The following is a 20517-nucleotide window of genomic DNA, read 5'->3' on the forward strand; positions in this document are numbered from 1 at the left end:
GGGGTCTCCTTGTCCGCCGGTTGACGAGTCGTGGGGGCCGGGAAGCGGCCGGTGCGGGAGCGGCGGGGCGGTCACAGCGTGAGCACCTCGGTCCCGGCGTCGTCGAGCTCCTCGTCGTCGGCGGCCAGCACGCTCATGGCGGCGAGCTGACGGCAGATCAGTTCGGCGATCCGGCGAGCGGTGCCGCCGCCGAAGAGGAAGTCGGCGGGGACGTCCGCGAGGAAGTCGGCCCGCAGCCGGTTGCGCAGCCGGATGGTGGTGAGGGAGTCGAAGCCGAGCTCGTTCAGGCGCCGGTGGCCGAAGGCGGGGCGCATCGCCTCGCGTTCGGCGTCGGAGAGGCCGAGGACGGAGGCGACCGTGTCGAGCAGGCGTCCGAGCACGGCCTCGGGTGCCTCGTCGGGCCGTTCGACGGCCAGTCGCGCCAGCTCCTGGGCGGTGTCGCCGCCGCCGGGGGTTCCGGCAGCCGGACCGGTGACGGCCGGCAGCAGCCCGGCGACGAGGGTGTCCGGCCGGGCGCGGTCCGCCGCGGCGGCGAGGCGCGCCCAGTCGACCGCGCCCACCGCGACGTGCCCCGTGCCGTCCGCCGGCACCCGGTCGAGGGCGTCCAGCGCCTCGTCCGGCGTCATCCCGTGGAACCCGAGGGCGGCGAAGCCGTCGAGCAGCCCGCGGTCCGCCGCCATGCCGACTCCGGACCAGGCGCCCCAGCCGACGCTCAGCGCCGGCAGGCCCTCGCGCCGGCGGTGGACCGCCAGCGCGTCCAGGAAGCTGTTCGCCATCAGATAGCCGGGCTGGCCGGCGAGTCCGGTCAGCGCGCCGAGCGCCGAACAGAGCACGAAGAAGCCGAGGTCGAGCCCGCGGGTGCGCTCGTGCAGCAGCCAGGCGCCCCGGACCTTGGGGTCCATCGCGCGGCGCAGACCGTCCCGGTCCGCCTCCTCGACGGCCGCCCCGTCGGTGACACCGGCGGCGTGCACGATCCCGTGCAGCGGCGGCAGTTCGGTCTCCGCACGGCTGAGGAGCCGGTCGAGGGCGGCCTCGTCCGCGACGTCGGCGGCGACCGTCTCGACGCGCACACCGCGCTCCCGCAGGGCGGCGATCCCCGGCGGCGTCGCGGCGGGCAGGGTCCGGCCGACGAGCAGCAGGGTGTCCGCGCCCCGGTCGGCGAGCCGGCCGGCCACGGCGAGGCCGATGCCGCCCAGACCGCCGGTGATCAGGTACGTCGCTCCGGCGCGCACCGGGAGCGGGCCGGGCGCGGCCGCCGGGGCGGCGGTCTCCGCGAGCCGGGCCTCGTACCAGCGGCCGGCGCGTACGGCGAGATGGCCGGACCCGCCCAGCGCCGCGACCCGGCCGAGCACCTCGTCGGGTGCGGGCGCGGGGTCGCCGGAGTCGCCGGAGCCGACGTCGACCTGCACACAGGTGAGTTCGGGGTGTTCGGCGACGACCGCGCGGGTGAGCCCGGTGAGCACCGACCGGCCCGGGGCGAGGTGCCCGCCGTCCGGGGTCGTCGCTCCCGAGGTGCAGACGACGACGTCGGGACGCCGGGCGGCGAAGCTCCGCAGGAACGCGCCGAGCACGGCCGTGCCGTCCTCCGCCAGCCGGTACGCGGTGGCCACGACGCCGTCGCCGGCGGCGGTGCCGGAAGGTGCGGGGGCGGTCGCGCCCGCGGGCTCCGCCGCCCCCGGGGCCGTGCGCGCGTCCCCGGCCGGGGTGCCCGACGCCGTGCCCGGGACGCCGTCCGTGAGCAGGATCAGGCCGGCGACGGCGGCCCCGCTCCGGTGGATGTCCTCGAAGGCGCGGCGTGCCGTGGCCGCCGGGCCTCCGGTGTCGCCGGCGCCGGGCGCGGTGGGCACGGCCGTCGCGGTGACGCCGCGTGCCGCGAGCCCCGCGCACCAGGCGGTGACGGCCGCGGCGTCGGCGCCGCTGACCAGCCAGTCGCCCTCCCGGACGGCGGTCGCGGCGGGCACCGCGGCGGACGGCTGCCAGGTGACGGCGTACGTCCGGGCCGCGGGCGGCGTGGAACCGTCCGGCACCACACGGAAGCGCAGCCCCTCGACGACGGCCAGCACCTCGCCGCCCGCGGACAGCACGTCCAGGTCGAGCAGCACGTCCTCGCCGCCCTCCGCGTCGCGCCGGCGGGCCCGGCAGGTGACCTCCGGGGGCAACGGGGCGTACACGTCGAGGCGTTCGAGCCCGACCGGCACCCGGAGGGCACCGTCGTCGGCGAAGGCGATCAGCGTCTGGAAGCAGGCGTCCAGCACCACCGGGTGCAGCAGATAGACGTCCTTGTCCCGGGCGGCCTCCGGCACCTCGACGCGGGCCACCGCACGGTCGCCGTCGCTCCACACCCGGCGCAGCGCGCGGTAGGCCGGTCCGTAGTCCAGGCTGACGGCGCGGTAGGCGTCGTACAGCCGGCCGGTGGGCAGCTCCGGCATCGCCCCGGTGGGCTCCGCCTCCCGGGCCGGGGCGGGCGCGGGCCGGTCCGAGGGCCCCGCCGCGCCCACCGTGGCGTGCTCGGTCCACTCGGCCGGGCCGTCCGGGCGCCGGCTCAGGCACCGGACCCGGCGGGTGGCGGACGTGCCCTCGGCCACCGCCTGCACCGGGACCGGGCCGCCGTCGGCGGGGAGCGGCAGGAAGGCGTCGAAGCTCACGTCGCGCAGCGTCCAGCCGCCGGGGGCCGTTGGACCGGCCGGGCGGACGGCGGCCAGCGCCCATTCGAGCATCGCGCTCCCGGGCAGCACCGTCCGGTCCGCGACGACATGGCCCTCGGTGAACCAGGGCCCGGTCGTGGAGAGTTCCCCGGCGAACCAGCTCTCCCGGCCGGACGCCAGCTCGATCCGCGTGCCCAGCAGCGGATGGGCGCCCTGGGCTCCGGCGCGCGGCCGGCGGGCCGTGCCGTGGTCGAGCCAGTGCCGCCGGCCCTGGAACGCGTAGGTCGGCAGGTCCACCTCGGGCGTCCGCTCGTCGTGTCCGATGCGGGGGCGTGCCACGGCGACGTTGGCGACATGGATGCGGGCGAGGGCCGTCGCCAGGGTGCGGGCCTCGGGCCGGTCGTGGTGGAGCGCGTGGGCGAGCACGGGCGGGGGCGTGGTGGCGCCGGCCGCGGCGCACTCCTCGACGAACGCGGTGAGGGTGGCGCCGGAGCCGAGTTCCAGGAAGGTGTGGACGCCCTCCGCGAGCAGCGTGCGTGCCCCGTCCATGAAGCGCACCGTCTCCCGCAGGTGCCGGACCCAGTAGTCGGGGGTGCGGAGGTCGTCCCCGGTGGCGGGCAGGCCGGTGAGGTCGGAGACGACGGGCACGGCCGGCGGGTGGTAGGTCAGGGTGCGGGCCACCGCGCGGAACTCGTCCAGGACGCCGTTCATCATCGCGGAGTGGAAGGCGTGGCTGACGCGCAGACGGGTCGTGCGCCGGCCGCGCGCCGCCCAGTAGGAGGCGATCTTCTCGACGGTGGCGTCCTCGCCGGAGATGACGACGGAGCGCGGCGCGTTGACCCCGGCGACCGAGACGCTGTCCCCGAACTCGCCGAGGCAGACGCGCATCTCGGACTCCTCGGCCTCGACGGCGACCATGGCGCCGTCGTCGGGGGCGGCCTCCATCAGCCGGGCGCGGGCGGCGACCAGGGTGCAGGCGTCGGCCAGGTCCAGCACTCCGGCGGCGTGGGCGGCGGCGATGCCGCCCACCGAGTGGCCGAGCAGCAGGTCGGGGGCCGGTCCCATGGAGCGCACCAGGGCGTGGAGTGCGGTCTGGAGGGCGAAGATGGCCGGCTGGGCGTACGCGGTGCGGTCGAGCAGCGCCGCCTCGGGCGAGCCCTGCTCCGCGAACACCACCTCGCGCAGCGGGCGGTCGAGGTGGCGGTCGAACTGTGCGCAGACCGCGTCCAGCGCCTCGGCGAAGACGGGGTAGGTGCGGTACAGCTCGGCGCCGGTGCCGGGGCGCTGGGAGCCCTGTCCGGGGAAGAGGAACGCGGTCCTGCCGCTTCCGGGGGTCGCGGTGGACACCTGGGCGGTGTTCTCGTCGCGGGCGAGGGCGTCGAGCCCGGCCAGCAGCTCCGCCCGGTCCTCCCCCACCACCACCGCACGATGCTCCAGCAACGCCCGCGTCGACACCAGCGAACGCCCCACCGCCGCAGGCTCCACGTCCGGACGCTCCTCCAGGAACACCCGCAACCGCGCCGCCTGCGCCCGCAACCCCTCCACCGACGCACCCGACACACACCACACCACCGGACCCACCACCGGCGACGCCTCCGGTGTGGTCTCCGATGCCGTCCCCGGCGGCTCCTCCACGATCACATGCGCGTTCGTCCCACTGATCCCGAACGCCGACACACCCGCACGCCGACGACCACCCGACTCCGGCCACCGAACCGCCCGCGACACCACCTCCACCGCACCCGACGACCAATCCACATGCGGCGACACCTCCCCCGCATACAACGACGCAGGCACCACACCCGCCCGCATCGCCATCACCATCTTGATCACACCGCCCAACCCCGCAGCCGCCTGCGCATGACCGATGTTCGACTTCAACGACCCCACCAACAACGCACGCCCACGCTCACGACCCGGCCCGAACACAGCGAGCAACGCACCCGCCTCGATCGGATCCCCCAACGCCGTCCCCGTCCCATGCGCCTCCACCACATCCACCTCGGACGCACACACCCCCGCATCCGCCAACGCCCCCGCAATCACCCGCTCCTGAGCCCCACCCGACGGCGCCGTCAACCCATTGCTCGCACCGTCCTGATTCACCGCAGAACCCGACACCACCGCCAACACCGGATGACCCAACCGCACCGCATCACTCAACCGCTCCAACACCAACGACGCCGCACCCTCACCCCACACCGTCCCGTCCGCCCCCGCACCGAACGCCTTGCACCGCCCATCGACAGCCAACCCACGCTGCCGAGAGAACTCCACGAACATCCCCGGATGCGGCATCACCGACGCACCCCCCGCCAACGCCAGATCACACTCACCCCGACGCAACGACACACACGCCTGATGCAACGCCACCAACGACGACGAACACGCCGTATCGATCGTCAACGCCGGACCCTCCAGACCCAGCACATACGCAAGCCGACCCGACGCCACACCCGACGTGTTCCCCGTCAGCAAAAACCCCTGAACACCCTCCGAAGCCTCATGCAACAAAGGCCCGTAACCATTATGAACAACCCCGACGAAAACCCCCGTCCGCGAACCCCTCAACGACAAAGGATCAATACGCGCCCGCTCCACCGCCTCCCACGACGTCTCCAACAACAAACGCTGCTGAGGATCCATCGCCAACGCCTCACGCGGCGAAATACCGAAAAACCCCGCATCAAAATCCGCAACCCCCCGCACAAACCCACCATGACGCGCATACGACGTCCCCACATGATCAGGATCAGGATGAAACAACCCCTCCACATCCCACCCCCGATCCCCCGGAAACACCGACACCGCATCCACCCCACCCGACACCAACCCCCACAACCCCTCCGGAGACACCACACCCCCCGGAAAACGACACCCCATACCCACCACCGCCACCGGCTCATGAGCGCGTTCCTCGATGTCGCGCAGTCGGCGCTCGGCCTTGTGCAGGTCCAGGGTGACGCGCTTGAGGTATTCGGTGAGCTTCGCTTCGTTCGTCATGAGCGGTCCCCCTGGTTGTCGGAACCGGCCTTGGCGGGCCGGCCCATTCGGCTGTCGATGAGGGCGAGGATTTCGTCCGGAGTCGCCGACAGAATGGCGTCGGTGAGGTCGCCGGAATCCTCCGCGGCGGGATCACCGGGGCGTTCGACGAGACGCAGCAGGGCCGTCAGCCGTGCCGCGATCGTGTCGCGTGTGTCCCTGTCGGCGGGGTCGAGCGCGTCGACCGCCGTCTCCAGGGACGTCAGCCGCGCCAGGGGCGAGGCGTCGTCGGCGGGCGGGGCCGCCGGGACGAGCAGGGTGCGCAGCCGGTCCGCGAGGGCGGCGGCCGTCGGGTGGTTGAAGACGACCGTCGCGGGCAGCCGCAGGCCGGTCGCCGCGGCGAGCCGGTTGCGCAGTTCGACGGCGGTGAGGGAGTCGAAGCCGAGGTCCTTGAAGGCGCGGTCGGCGTCGAGGGTCCGCCGGGGGCCTCCGATGACGACGGAGGCGTGGGTGCGGACCAGGTCGAGGAGGAGGGCCTGCTGTTCGGGCGCCGGCAGCGGGGCCAGCCGCCCGGCCCATCCCTCCGGTCCGGACGGCGCGGCGGCGGCCGCGGCCCGCCGCGGCCCCGGCGGGGGCGCGAGACCGCGCAGGACGGCGGGGAGCGGGCCGTCGGCGGCGAGGCCGCGCAGCGCGCGGGTGGGGATCCTGGCGGGCACGGCGAGCGCCGGGCCGGCGGCGAGGGCTTCGTCGAGCAGGTCGAGCGCCTCGTCGGTGGGCAGCGGTTCGAGACCGGTGCGGGCCATGCGGGAGACGTCCGCCCCGGAGAGGTGGCCGGTCATGCCGGTGGCGACCTCCCAGTACCCCCAGGCGAGCGAGGTGGCGGGCAGTCCGGTGGCGTGGCGGTGGGCGGCGAGTCCGTCCAGGAAGGCGTTGGCGGCCGCGTAGTTGGCCTGTCCCGGGGTGCCGATGATCCCGGTGACCGAGGAGAACAGGACGAAGGCGGAGAGGTCGAGGCCGCGCGTCAGCAGGTGCAGGTTCCAGGCGGCGTCGGCCTTCGGGCGCAGCACCCGGGCGAGGCGGCCGGGGGTGAGGGCGTCGACGGTGGCGTCGTCGAGCACGCCCGCCGCGTGGACGACGGCGGTGAGCGGACGGTCGGCCGGGATCGTGCCGAGGACGGCGCGCAGCGCGTCCGGGTCGGCCGCGTCGCAGGCGACGGCGGTGGCCTCGGCGCCCTCGGCGGCGAGTTCGGCGAGGAAGGGGCCCACTCCGTCGGCGTCCGGTCCGGTGCGGCTGGTCAGCACCAGCCGGCGGACCTGGTGCCGGGTCACCAGATGCCGGGCGACGAGCCGCCCCAGGGTGCCGGTGCCGCCGGTGACCAGGACCGTGCCCCCGGGGTCCGGCGCGGGGGCGGGCCGCTCGGCCCGCGGGAGTCCCCGGACCAGCCGGGGTGTGTACGCCCGCCCCCCGCGCAGGGCGGTCTGCGGTTCCCCGGCGGCGAGTGCGGCGGGCAGGGCGCGCAGCGAGGCGTCCGAGCCGTCGGTGTCGATCAGCGCGAGCCGTCCGGGGTGTTCGGCCTGGGCGCTGCGGACCATGCCCCACACGGCGGCGCCGGCGAGGCCGGGGACGTCCTCGCCGGGGCGGGCCGCGACGGCGCCCCGGGTGAGGACGGCGAGCGGGGCGGTGTCGCCGCCCGGGGTGGTGTCGCCGTCGTCCGCCAGCCATGACCGCAGCACACCGAGGACCTCCTCGGTCGCCTCCAGCGCCTGGGCGGCGGGAGCGGCGTCACCGGTGCTGTGCGCGGGGGCGTACAGCACCACGGCGGGCGCCGGTTCACCCGCCGCGCGGGCGGCGAGGAGGGCGGCCGGGCCGTCGTAGCCGCGGACCACAGCGCCGGTGTCCTCGATCGCCGGGCGCAGGGCGCCGGCCCCGTCGCCGAGCAGCGCCCAGGCGCCCGGCCGGGGGGCGGTGGCGGGGGCGGGCGCCTCCGGCCAGTCGAGCCGGTGGAGCCGGCTGCCGCCCTGCCGGGCGGCGGGCTGCTCGGGGGCGGCGGTCAGGGTGAGGGCGCGGGCGGTGAGGACCGTGCGTCCGGCCGAATCGGCCGCGTGCAGCCGGCAGCGGTCCGGTCCCAGGGCCGTCAGCCGTACGCGGAGGAAGGCGGCCCCGGTGGCGTGCAGCCGGAGGCCGTCCCAGGCGGAGATCCTGCGCGGGGCGGGCCCGGCGTCGGCGGTCAGGGCGGCCAGGGCCCGGCCGGCGGCGTCCAGCAGGGCGGGGTCGATGCCGAACCCGTCGTCCTCCCGGCCCGGTTCGCCGCCGGTCCCGACCTCCGCGTACAGGTCGCGGCCCAGGGTCCAGGCGGCACGGACGCCCCGGGCGAGGGCGTCCTGCCACGCCTCGGCCGCGTCGCCGCCGGGGGCGGGGGCGTAGGCCGTCGCGCCGGGGGGCGGCCAGGCGCCGTCCGCGAACGCGGTGTCGTCGTCGGTCCCGGGTCCCGCCGGCTCACCGGGGCCGACGACGGCCTCGGCGTGGCGCGTCCATCCGGCGTCCTCGTCGGCGTCCGGCCGGGTGTGCACGGCGACCCGGCGGTGCCCGTCGGGGCCGGCGGCGCGGACGGTGACCTGCACCCGGCGGCGGGCGCCCGCGACGAGGGGGGTGCGCAGGGCCAGTTCGCCGGCCGAGGGGCAGCCGGCGCTCTCTCCGGCGTGCAGGACCAGCCCGGTGAGCACCGCGTCCGCGAGGGCGGCGTCCTCTCCGGTGCCGTCCGGCCCCTGGAGGTCGGCGGGCTCCAGCACACCGGTGAGCACGAGGTCCCCGCTGTCGGCGAGCGTCACCGAGGCGCCCAGCAGGGGATGTCCGGCCGCCGACAGTCCGGCGGCGCTCACACCGGCGGAGCCGGAGGCGCTCTCCAGCCAGTACCGGTCGCGCCGGAAGGCGTAGGTGGGCAGCTCCACCGGCGCGGTGCCCGGTCCCGGCACGGCGGTGTTCCAGTCGACGGCGGTGCCGTGGGTGTGGACTCGGGCGGCGGACAGCAGGAACCGCCGCCGGCCGCCCTCGTCGCGCCGCAGGGTGCCGGTCACCAGCGGCTGCCGCCCGGCGCCGGCGGCGTCGGCCGCCGTGTCCTGGACGGCGGCGGTCAGCACCGGGTGGGGGCTGACCTCGACGAAGGTGCGGTGGCCGTCGGCCAGCAGCGCCCGGGTGGCCGGCTCGAACAGCACGGTCTCCCGGAGGTTGCGGTACCAGTACGCGGCGTCGAGCGCGGTCGTGTCGAGGAGCCCGCCGGTCACGGTCGAGTAGAAGGGGACGGCCGAGGGGACGGGCGTGATGCCGTCCAGCACCTTGGCGAGTTCGTCCCGGAGCGCCTCCACGTGCGGGGAGTGGGAGGCGTAGTCGACGGCGACCCGCCGGGCGTCCACACCGGCCGCGGCGCAGGCCGCCAGCAGTTCGTCCAGCGCCTCCGCGTCGGCGGCGACGGTGGTGGACGCGGGGCCGTTGACGGTCGCCACATACACGTGTCCACGCAGGCCGTCGATCAGCGGCCGGAGCTCGGCGGCGCCGAGCGCGACGGCCGCCATGCCGCCGTCACCCGCCCGCGCGGCGATGGCCCGGGACCGCAGGGCGACCACCCGTGCCGCGTCGTCGAGACCGAGCGCGCCCGCCACATGGGCGGCGGCGATCTCGCCCTGCGAGTGCCCGACGACGGCGTCGGGCTCGACGCCCACCGAGCGCCACAGCGCGGCCAGCGAGACCATCACCGCGAACAGCGCGGGCTGGACGACGTCGACCCGGTCGAGGCCGGGGGCGTCCGGCGCACCGCGCAGGACACCGGTCAGCGACCAGTCGGTGTGCGGTGCGAGCGCCTGCGCACAGTCCTCGATGCTCCGGGCGAACACCGGTGCGGTGTCCAGGAGTTCGCGTGCCATCCCGGCCCACTGGGAGCCCTGTCCGGGGAAGACGAAGACGGTGCCGGCGCCGGGGTCGGCGGTACCGGTCACGACCTGGGCGGTGTTCTCGTCGCGGGCGAGGGCGTCGAGCCCGGCCAGCAGCTCCGCCCGGTCCTCCCCCACCACCACCGCACGATGCTCCAGCAACGCCCGCGTCGACACCAGCGAACGCCCCACCGCCGCGGCACCCACCTCCGGACGCTCCTCCAGGAACACCCGCAACCGCGCCACCTGCGCCCGCAACCCCTCCACCGACGCACCCGACACACACCACACCACCGGACCCACCACCGGCACCACTTCCGGCGACGCCTCCGACGCCGTCCCCGACGCCGTCCCCGACGCCGTCTCCGGCGGCTCCTCCACGATCACATGCGCGTTCGTCCCACTGATCCCGAACGCCGACACACCCGCACGCCGACGACCACCCGACTCCGGCCACCGAACCGCCCGCGACACCACCTCCACCGCACCCGACGACCAATCCACATGCGGCGACACCTCCCCCGCATACAACGACGCAGGCACCACACCCGCCCGCATCGCCATCACCATCTTGATCACACCGCCCAACCCCGCAGCCGCCTGCGCATGACCGATGTTCGACTTCAACGACCCCACCAACAACGCACGCCCACGCTCACGACCCGGCCCGAACACGGCAAGCAACGCACCCGCCTCGATCGGATCCCCCAACGCCGTCCCCGTCCCATGCGCCTCCACCACATCCACCTCGGACGCACACACCCCCGCATCCGCCAACGCCCCCGCAATCACCCGCTCCTGAGCCCCACCCGACGGCGCCGTCAACCCATTGCTCGCACCGTCCTGATTCACCGCAGAACCCGACACCACCGCCAACACCGGATGACCCAACCGCACCGCATCACTCAACCGCTCCAACACCAACGACGCCGCACCCTCACCCCACACCGTCCCGTCCGCCCCCGCACCGAACGCCTTGCACCGCCCATCGACAGCCAACCCACGCTGCCGAGAGAACTCCACGAACATCCCCGGATGCGGCATCACCGACGCACCCCCCGCCAACGCCAGATCACACTCACCCCGACGCAACGACACACACGCCTGATGCAACGCCACCAACGACGACGAACACGCCGTATCGATCGTCAACGCCGGACCCTCCAGACCCAGCACATACGCAAGCCGACCCGACGCCACACCCGACGTGTTCCCCGTCAGCAAAAACCCCTGAACACCCTCCGAAGCCTCATGCAACAAAGGCCCGTAACCATTATGAACAACCCCGACGAAAACCCCCGTCCGCGAACCCCTCAACGACAAAGGATCAATACGCGCCCGCTCCACCGCCTCCCACGACGTCTCCAACAACAAACGCTGCTGAGGATCCATCGCCAACGCCTCACGCGGCGAAATACCGAAAAACCCCGCATCAAAATCCGCAACCCCCCGCACAAACCCACCATGACGCGCATACGACGTCCCCACATGATCAGGATCAGGATGAAACAACCCCTCCACATCCCACCCCCGATCCCCCGGAAACACCGACACCGCATCCACCCCACCCGACACCAACCCCCACAACCCCTCCGGAGACACCACACCCCCCGGAAAACGACACCCCATACCCACCACCGCCACCGGCTCATGAGCGGGATCGGGAGCGTCGCTGCGGAACGCGGGCGGCAGGGCGGGGACCGGGGCGGGTGCGGCCGGGGCGGCGAGGAGTGCGAGCAGCCGGTCGACGACGGCCGCGGGGGTGGGGTGGTCGTAGGTGAGGGTGGGCGGCGGCGTGAACCCGAGCGCCGAGCCGACCCGGTCGCGGAACTCGACCGCGCCGAGGGAGTCGAAGCCGAGTTCCTTGAAGGCGCGGGTCAGCGGCACCGGTTCGCCGGGCGCGAGACCGAGCACCTCGGCGACGGCGTCCCGCACCAGCGCGGTCAGCCGGCGGCGGTCGGGGGCGGGCTCCGCCCCCGCTCCACGGGGCTCGCGGTCACCCGGCACGACGGGCAGCGGTTCCGTCGTGCCGGGCGCCGCGCCGCCGACGGGGGCGGGCACCGCAAGGGAGGGCTGCGGTGCCCGTTCCGCCGTACCCGGTACGGCGTCACGCCGTCCGGATTCCGTCTCCGGCGAGGGCGGGAAGGGCCAGTGCCTCCGCCGGAGGAAGACGCGGGTGGGCAGGTCGGTGCGGCGGCCGCCGGGGATCACGGCGGCCCAGTCCAGTGCGCGGCCCTGGGCGTGGGCGGTGGCGAGCGCGGCGGCCGCGGTCGCCGTCTCCGGTCTGCCGCGCCGCAGCGCGGCGGTGAAGGCCGCGTCCGGCAGGCCGGTCAGGGCCTCGCGTGCCAGGGACGCGAGCACCGCGTCGGGCCCGAGTTCGAGGTAGGTGGCGCAGCCGAGGTCGCGCAGGGTGCGCAGGCCGTCGTGGAAGCGCACCGGCTCGCGGACCTGGCGGACCCAGTGTCCTGGGGTGTCGATGCCCTCGGCCGGGCGGCCGGTGAGGCCGGAGACCACCGGTGTCACGGGGGGCCGGTAGTCGAGGCGCTCGGCCACGGCGGCGAAGGCGTCGAGCATCGGGTCCATGTGCGCCGAGTGGAAGGCGTGGCTGACGGAGAGCCGGCGGGTGCGGCGCCCCTCGGCCCGCCAGTGCGCGGCGACGGCCTCGACGGCGTCCTCGTCGCCGGAGACGACCGTGGCGCGGGGGCCGTTGACGGCGGCGACCGAGACCGCCGTGCCGTCCAGCAGGGGGGCGACCTCGTCCTCGGCGGCCTCCACGGCGGCCATCGCGCCCTTCGCCGGGAGCCGCTGCATCAGCTCGCCGCGGGCGGCGACCAGCGTGCAGGCGTCGGCGAGGGAGAGCACGCCCGCCGCGTGGGCGGCCGCGATCTCGCCGACGGAGTGCCCGATGAGCTGGTCCGGGGCGAGGCCCTGGTGGGCGAAGAGCCGCAGGAGGGCGACCGAGAGGGCGAACAGCGCGGGCTGGGTGAAGGCGGTGCGGTCGAGGAGAGCGGCCTCCGGGCTGCCGGGGCGGGCCCACATCACATCGCGGAGCGGCCGGTCCAGCAGGGGGTCGAGACAGGCGCAGATCTCGTCGAGCGCCGCGGCGAAGACGGGGTGCGCGGCGTACAGTTCGCGGCCGGCGCCGAGGCGCTGCGCACCCTGCCCGGGCAGCAGGAACACGAGCGGCGCCGCCCCGCCGTCCGGTCCCTGGGCGACACCGGTGACCGTACCGGCGGGCCGGCCGCCCGCCGCGAGGGCGTCCAGCGCGGCGAGCCGTGCGTCGGCCCCGTCGGCGAACACGACGGCGCGGTGCCGCAGCGGGGTGCGGGTGGTGGCGAGGGAGTACCCGACGTCCTCGGCCGACGCGCCGGGCGCCGCCGCGAGAAACTCCCGCAGCCGCGCGGCCTGCCGCCCGATGTCCTCCGCGTCCCGCCCGGACACCACCCACGGCACACTCCCGCCGCCACGGGGCCCCGCCGCACTGGTCACACCTCCGCCGGCCTCCGCCCCGGACCCGTCCGCGTCGGGACCGCCTCCCCCGGCAGCCCCTCCGGTCCGGACCGCGCCGGCACCTTCGCCGCCCTCACCGGCCCCCGCCCCACGGGTCACACCTCCGCCGGCCTCCGCCCCGGACCCGTCCGCGTCGAGACCACCGCCCCCGGCAGCCCCTCCGGTCCGGACCGCGCCGGCACCTTCGCCGCCGCCACCGCCCCCGCCGCGCGGGCCGCGCCCGCGGGCGCGGCCGTTCCGGCACCGCTCGGGCCCGTGGCCCGGGGCGCCCCGGCGCGGGACGTGTCCGTGCCGCCGTCCCGGCCGCCCGCGGCCCGGGGCGCGCCGCCCGGGAGCGAACCCCTGCCGTCACCTCCGGGCGCCTCCGTCGCGGGGCGCCCCCCGTCCTCACCGGGGCCCGCCCCGGGGGGTGCCTCGGCGAGGAGGAGGTGGGCGTTGGTGCCGCCCATGCCGAAGGCGCTGACGCCGGCGCAGCGCGGGCGCCGGTCACGCGGCCAGGGGAGCAGGCCGGTGACCACGCGCAGGCGCAGGTCGTCGAGGGGGATGCGGGGGTGGGGGGTCTCGAAGCCCAGGCTGGCGGGGACGTGGCCGTGGGCGACGGCGAGTCCGGCCTTCAGCAGGCCGGTGATCCCCGCGGCGCCCTCCAGGTGGCCCACGTTCGTCTTGGCGGAGCCGACCAGCAGGGGATCGCGCGGGTCCCGGGAGACGCCGTAGGCGGCGCCGAGCGCGGCGGCCTCGACCGGGTCGCCGACGCGGGTGCCGGTGCCGTGCAGTTCCACGTACCGGACGTCGTCCGGTGCCGTCCCGGCGGCGGCGCAGGCGGCGCGGATGACGGCCTCCTGGCCGCGGGGGCTGGGGACGGCGGTGCCGTCGCTGTCCTGGCCGTCGTTGTTGACGGCGCTGCCGCGGATGACGCAGTGGATACGGTCGCCGTCCGCCGTCGCCCGGGAGAGCAGCTTCAGCATGAGGACGACACCGCCCTCGCCGCGGACGTAGCCGTCCGCGCGGGCGTCGAAGGTGCGGCAGCGGCCGTCGGCGGAGAGCGCGCCGAACCTCTCGACGGCGCGGGTGCCGTCCGGGTCGAGCACGAGGTGGACCCCGGCGGCCAGCGCCGTCCCCGACTCGCCGCTGCGCAGGCTCTCGCAGGCCAGGTGCACGGCGACCAGGGAGGAGGACTGCCCGGTGTCCACGCACAGGCTCGGGCCGCGCAGGCCGAGGGTGCGGGAGACCCGGTTCGCCAGCAGGGTGCGCCGGGTGCCGGCGAGGGTGTGCCGGGTCGTCGCCCCGGCGCCGCGGCGGGCGGTGAGCCCGGCGAAGTCGTCCGCCATCGCGCCCACGAAGACGCCGGTCGCGCTGTCCCGGAGCGAGCCCGGGGCGACCCGGGCGTCCTCGGCGCACTCCCAGGCGAGTTCGAGCAGCAGCCGCTGCTGGGGATCGGTCTCGGCGGCCTCCCGCGGAGAAATTCCGAAGAATTCCGCGTCGAATCCGTCGACATTCTTCAGGAATCCGCCGACCGGCTTCCCCGCTTGTTGCGCGGAGGTTTCCCCGGACTCACGGCCGAGGGGTACATTCCGTTCGTCCGACATGGCCGAAACGGCGCTCAGACCGTCGCTCAGCAGCTTCCAGAATGCCGCCGGATCATCCGCTCCAGGCAGCCTGCACGCCCATCCGACAACGGCGACGGCTTCGTGGACACGCCCGTCCGCTCCGCCCGGCGCGGGAGATTCGGCGGGTTGTACCGCATCCGTCCGTCCTGCCGCACCACGCATGAGGAACCCCCGATCCACGTGCACCGAACTGTGCTGGAAACTTTCCCAGAGGCCGTGTGGGCACGCACCTCCGATATTGCTCTGCTCAGCTCACACGCAAGGGGTTGCGTAAATTCCGCGATAAGGACGCGACAAAGACGCGAGACGCCGGCTCTCCTTATTCGGATCACCGACGTCCGCCGCGCGCTCCGCGCGCTGATCCTTTGTGCCGGATCACTGTCAGATCGCGGAAGCGAATTCCTCTTCGGCGAGTAATCGGGCGAGTGCCACGGTGCGATGACGACTCGGTTCCCGTTCGGCGCACTCGGCCGCGTAGATCCGCAGCAGCGTGTGGAAGCGGAACACGCCGCCGCCCGCCTCCTCGATCATGTGGTGGTCGGCGAGGACCTGGAGGAGCTGCGCGGCCGTCGAGGGATCCGTCTCGGTGAGGGCGGCGCCCGCCGCCGCGGTGATCAGCTCGCCCTGGTGGAGGCCGAGCAGACGGAACAGCCGGGCGGCGTCCGCCGGCAGCGCGTCGTAGACGACGTCGTAGGCCGCCCTGAGGCTGGCGGCGACGTCGTCCTCCACCGCCAGCCGGTCGAGGCGGCCCTCCTCCGCGGCGTGCTGCTGCACCATGTCCGCGAACGACAGCCGAGGATGGTCGGCAAGACCCTCGGCAGCTATCCGCAGGGCGAGCGGCAGTCGGCCGCACATCTCGGCGAGTCTGGCCGCCGCCTCCCGCTGGCCCTCCATCCGCCCCTCACCGATGAGATAGGTGAGCAGGCGAACCGATTCGCCGAGGTCGAGCGGCTTGAGCCCGATGCGGTACGCGCCGTCGCGCACCACGAGCCCGCGCTGGGCGCGGCGGCTGGTGACCAGGACGCACGAGGGGCCGCTGGGCACCAGGGGGCGCACCTGCTCCGCGTTGACGGCGTCGTCGAGCACCACGAGCATCCGCTTGCCGTGCATCAGGCTGCGGTAGAGCGCGGTGCGTCCGGCGAGGTCGTCGGGGAGGCGGGAGTTGGGCACGCCGAGGCTGCGCAGGACCTGGGCGAGGGCGTCGAGTCCGCTCAGCGCGCGGTGGCGCCGAGCGCTGCCCTCCAGGTCGACGTAGAGCTGTCCGTCCGGGAAACGGCCGGCCAGCCGGCGGGCCGCGTGCAGGGCGAGGGTGGACTTGCCGACCCCGGGGGCCCCTTCGAGCACCACCAGGGTGGGGCGCATCTCGGGCCGTCCGCCGCTCTGCGCGGTGAGGAGGTCGAGTTCGGCGAGTTCCGTCGAGCGTCCGACGAACCCCCGTGCGCTGTAGGGCAGCTGCGCGGGCCGGACGAGGCTCTCCGTGAGGGGCTGCTGTGCCGGGGTCCTGCCGTGGGGTCGACAGCTCTCGCGCAGCGCGGCGACGTCCGTGACCCGGCCGAGGAGATCCGGATGGCCCTCCAGGATGTGGCTGTGCAGGGTCTGGAGCTCGATGCCCGGCTCCAGGCCCAGTTCCTCGCTGAGCAGCCGCCGGGTCTCCCGGTAGACGCCCAGCGCGTGGGCGCGGCGGCCGCAGCGGTAGAGCGTCAGCATCAGGAACCAGCGCAGCCGTTCCCGCAGCGGTTCCTTGGCGACGAGGTTGGAGAGGACGGGCACGACCTCGGCGTGCCGGCCGACGGCGAGCATGTCCGCGGCCCATTCCTCGACGGCGGTCATCCGCAGCTCGCCCAGGCGGGTCCGCTCCATCTCCGCGAACGGGCCGGGGACGTTGGCGTAGGCGTCGCCGCGCCAGAGGCCGAGCGCGGTGTCGAACTCGCGCAGCGCCTCGGGCAGCCGGCCCTGGCCGTGCAGCCGGCGGGCCTGGGCGTGGTGGCGTTCGAAGAGCGCCGTGTCGACGTGGCCGGGGTCCAGGCACAGGGCGTATCCGCCGCCCGACGAGACGAGCACACCGCCCGACTCGCGTCGTCCGCGGCCGGGGTCGAGCACTCTGCGCAGTCCGGCGACATAGGTGTGGACGCCGTTCGCCGCGGTCTGCGGAACGGCGCTGCCCCACACGGCGTCCACGATCTCCTCGACGCCCACGATCTCGTTGATCCGGCTCACCAGTACGCCGATCACGGCGCGTTGCTTGGGCGGGCCGAGCAGTACCTCCGTGCCGTCGCACCACGCCCTCACCGAACCCAGCAGTTCCAGCCGCATGATCCCCCTTGTCCGACAACGCCGATGACATCCGGACCGGCGCCGCTGCGCCGCGTCCGTCCGGTGAAGAATCGCGCCCCACTGTTACCCAGACATCACACCCGCGCCCCGTATCACTTCGTCCACAATCTGCGCTCCAAGCGCTGATTGCGCGCTGACCACAGCGCAACTTCCAGCAAAGGTAGCCATCATTCGAACACCTGTCACCGCCCACATTGCTCACCCGTCACAGCCGCTCGGGTGCCGCCGGTGACACGTATAAGAACAGGGCCGAGTCCCTCCTCGCGACGGGACGCATCATGCCCCCCAGGGGTTGTCCACGGCCCCTGGAATGTCACGCCGGGCGCGCAGTTCCGGCCACTGTCACGCGATGTGCCCCTGACCGGCCGGTCAGGGGCACATCCGGTCACGGGACCGGCCGGGGCGCGCGGGCCCGTTCAGACGAACAGCGCGGCGAGGGCGTCCAGGCTCCGCAGCGTGTCGTCCTCGGGGACGGTGGGCAGCGTGAACAGGATCCGGTCAGCGCCCGCCTCCACGATCGAGGCGACCACCGCCTTGTCCGGCGGCACCTGGTACGCCGTCACCGGGATGTAGTCCCGGCCGCGTTCCTCCGCGCGCCGGCGGAAGTCGGCGATGACCGGCCCGAGCGCGGCTTCGCCCTCCATCATCATGGGCAGCCAGATCAGGCCCCAGTCGTCGCCGTAGTCGAGCACCCGCTCGACGGCGGCCGGATGGTTGCCGCCCACCATCACCGGCGGGTGCGGCCGCTGCACCGGCTTGGGCCAGGAGTACACCGGGTCGAAGGAGACGAACTCGCCGTGGAACTCGGCCTGCTCCTCGGTCCACAGGGCCTTCATGGCGAGGACCCGTTCGCGCATCAGCGCCATCCTGGTCCTCGGCTCGGTCCCGTGGTTGCGGATCTCCTCACGGTTCCAGCCCGCGCCGACCCCGGCCACCGCCCGGCCGCCGGAGATCAGGTCGAGCGAGGCGATCTCCTTGGCGAGGGTCAGCGGATCGCGCTGCGTGACCTGGAAGACGCCGCCGCCGAGCAGCAGCCGCTCGGTGACCACGGCGGCCGCGGTCAGCGCCACGAACGGGTCGATCGTGCGGTAGAGCTCCCGCATCGGCTCCCCGCCGCCCGGCCACGGGGTCTCCCGCTTCACCGGGATGTGGGTGTGCTCACCGACGAAGAGCGACTCGAAGCCGCGCTCCTCCAGTGCCCTGCCCAGGCTCGCCGGGCCGATCCCCTCGTCCGTGACGAGTGCCGACACACCGAATTTCATGAGTGATTCCCCTGCTCGATCCGGTTGCCGGGGTACCGGCACGGCACCTGCTCAGGCTCCGGCGGGCTCGCCCGCCCGCGCGATCGGGACGGTGTCGGACACTCCCTCGGCGCGGATGACCTTGCCGTCACGGATGATCCAGAAGTGCACGAAGCGGACGTTGAACTCGTTGCCGGTCTCCTTGAAGCGTCCGCTCCACCAGCCGAGCGCGGTGACCCAGTCACCGGACGGGAGCAGTTCCTCGACGTCGAACTTGGCCTGATCGAGGTGCCCCAGGGCACTGGCGAAGTACGCCTTCGCCCCGTCCAGGCCCTTGTAGTCGCCCTCCGACCACGGCAGCGACTTGGGGGCGACGATCTCCACCTCGGGGTCGCAGGTCCCGAGGACCATCTCGATGTCGAAGGCGGTCAGGCCCGCGTAGAGGCGCTTCACCGTGTCGACAGGCTGTTCCGTCATGCTTCCTCCAGTGTTCGTCCGGCGGTTCGCCGGGTGGTTCGGGCTGGGAAGGGCGGTGCGGTCGCGGCGCGCCGGTCCGTCATCCGACGGGGCTGCGCACGGCGCCGGGCCGGGAGCTCACCGCGGGGGACCTGCGGGCGGCGCGCAGCGAGCGCGCGATCACCCCGGGCCGCAGCAGCGCGGACGGCGGGGCGAGCATCTGCTGCACCTCCAGCATCACGCGGTGCACGTCGACCGAGGTGTGGCTGGCGCGGGTCACCTGGCCCACGTACCAGTTGGCCACGTCCGTACCGAAGGCCTTGGGGCCCACCGTCTCCGGGAAGATGAAGTCGCCCGCGACCGAGATCCGCCAGGGCATCTCCAGCAGCTTGCCGACCGCCCGGAAGTACGTCCGGGTCATCTCCTCGGTCGGGCCGCCGCAGCGGTCGAGGCTGTCGCCCAGTTCGAGGGCCTCCAGGATCGCCACGGTCATGCCCTGGCCGTACAGCGGGTTGAAGCTGCACACGGCGTCGCCGATGGCGACGTATCCGGCCGGGGGCCGGCGCAGGCGCTCGAAGTAGCGTCTGCGCGAGTTCGGGTACGTGTAGCGCAGGGCGTTGCCGGGGTCCACCGGCTCGGACCGCGCGAGCAGGTCCTTCATGTGGGAGGTGGGCAGCCCGGCCGCGAAGGCGGCGAAGCCGTCCGGGTCGGTCGGCGCGTAGGAGCGGTGCCAGCCGCCGAGGGTGATGATCCAGCGGTCGTCCTCGACCGCGAACGCCGCCGCCGCGCGCTTGTCGTTCGGCCCGATCGAGGCCATCAGGAAGAGCAGTCCGCCCATCTCGGTGAGGCGGTCGCCGGGGGTCCGGTGGAGCATCCGGCTCGAATAGCCGACGTCGATCTTGACCGTGTCGACCTCGGGGGCCTGGCAGCCGACCTGCTCCAGCCAGCGGTCGCCGCGGTCGCTGCGGCCGGTGGCGTCGACGACCAGATCGGCCTCGATCACCTCCCCGTCGTCGAGCTGCACCCCGGTCACCCGGCCCGGCACCCCGACCACCTGGGTGACCGCCGCGTTGTCCCGCAGCACCGCGTTGGGCAGCGCGCCCACCCGCCGGCGCAGGGAGTGCTCCAGATAGGCCCGGGTCAGACTGACGCCCATCATGCCCGTGGAGTAGGGGATGCGGAACGCGCCCATCTGGTGGAACAGGAGGTCGTTGCCCGGGTCCCAGGGGACGGCGCCGCCCGCGGTCAGCTCCGCGGTCAGACCGGGGAAGACCTTCTCCAGCGCGAGCCGTCCGCCGATCAGCAGGGCGTGGCTGTGGCGGGCCTGCGGCACGCCCTTGCGGTTCGCGGCGTCGGACGGCAACGCGTCCCGGTCGAGCACCGTCACTCTCTCGAACCTGCCGGCCAGAGCACCGGCGGCGGTGAGCCCCGCGACGGAGCCTCCGACGACAACCGCATGCTTACCGAGCACCACGCGAACACCCCCACCTTCACGAGCGGCCCACTGCCGCTCCTGGATCTCCGGGACTGGTGTGAGTCTGCGCGGACCCACCTGGGCGGAGCGCCTCCGTGGTTGCTCAATCGCCCCAACCACCCCAGCCCGTACGGCGATTGAGGCGACGTCCGCAGGACAGCACGGGCCGCCCTCCCAGCCCGTCCGGCACTTGAGGACACGACCACCGGCCCGCACGGGCCGCCCCTCCCAGCCCGTCCGGCGCTTGAGGACACGACCACCGGCCCGCACGGCCCCGCGTGCGGGCCGGTCCCAGCCCGTCCGGCGCTTGAGGACACGGCCGCAGGCCCGCACGGCCCCGCGTGC

5 protein-coding genes and 2 pseudogenes are annotated in these 20517 nt (G+C 74.5%); all 7 read right to left on the minus strand.

The window, feature by feature from the left end; translation table 11 throughout:
• Positions 1-71: 71 nt before the first annotated feature.
• Positions 72-5606 (minus strand): annotated as a pseudogene (locus JE024_RS06995) (type I polyketide synthase); the annotation flags it as partial.
• A gap of 38 nt (positions 5607-5644) precedes the next feature.
• A complete protein-coding gene (locus tag JE024_RS41905; RefSeq protein WP_205372764.1) occupies positions 5645-12994 on the minus strand; it encodes a type I polyketide synthase in 7350 nt (2449 codons plus the stop codon).
• Between the two features lie 413 nt (positions 12995-13407).
• Positions 13408-14829: pseudogene (locus tag JE024_RS07005) on the minus strand (beta-ketoacyl [acyl carrier protein] synthase domain-containing protein); the annotation flags it as partial.
• Between the two features lie 219 nt (positions 14830-15048).
• Positions 15049-16980: an AfsR/SARP family transcriptional regulator gene (locus tag JE024_RS07010; protein ID WP_244882650.1), complete on the minus strand. Its 1932-nt coding sequence runs from the start codon at positions 16978-16980 to the stop codon at positions 15049-15051.
• A gap of 437 nt (positions 16981-17417) precedes the next feature.
• Positions 17418-18263, minus strand: a complete 846-nt coding sequence (locus JE024_RS07015) for an LLM class F420-dependent oxidoreductase (protein ID WP_205372766.1) — start codon at positions 18261-18263, stop codon at positions 17418-17420.
• 51 nt (positions 18264-18314) lie between these two features.
• Entirely contained in the window at positions 18315-18719 is a 405-nt protein-coding gene (locus tag JE024_RS07020) for a nuclear transport factor 2 family protein (RefSeq protein WP_205372767.1), read from the minus strand.
• Positions 18720-18798: 79 nt separating this feature from the next.
• Positions 18799-20172: an NAD(P)/FAD-dependent oxidoreductase gene (locus tag JE024_RS07025; RefSeq protein WP_205372768.1), complete on the minus strand. Its 1374-nt coding sequence runs from the start codon at positions 20170-20172 to the stop codon at positions 18799-18801.
• Positions 20173-20517 lie beyond the last annotated feature (345 nt).

Source organism: Streptomyces zhihengii, from assembly GCF_016919245.1.
Lineage (GTDB): Bacteria > Actinomycetota > Actinomycetes > Streptomycetales > Streptomycetaceae > Streptomyces > Streptomyces zhihengii.

What these genes read in the sequence shown, in the direction of transcription:
- JE024_RS07010 (WP_244882650.1), bottom strand. Translation starts at nt 16,980, where the DNA reads ATGCGGCTGGAACTGCTGGGTTCGGTGAGGGCGTGGTGCGACGGCACG.
- JE024_RS07015 (WP_205372766.1), bottom strand. Translation starts at nt 18,263, where the DNA reads ATGAAATTCGGTGTGTCGGCACTCGTCACGGACGAGGGGATCGGCCCG.
- JE024_RS07020 (WP_205372767.1), bottom strand. Translation starts at nt 18,719, where the DNA reads ATGACGGAACAGCCTGTCGACACGGTGAAGCGCCTCTACGCGGGCCTG.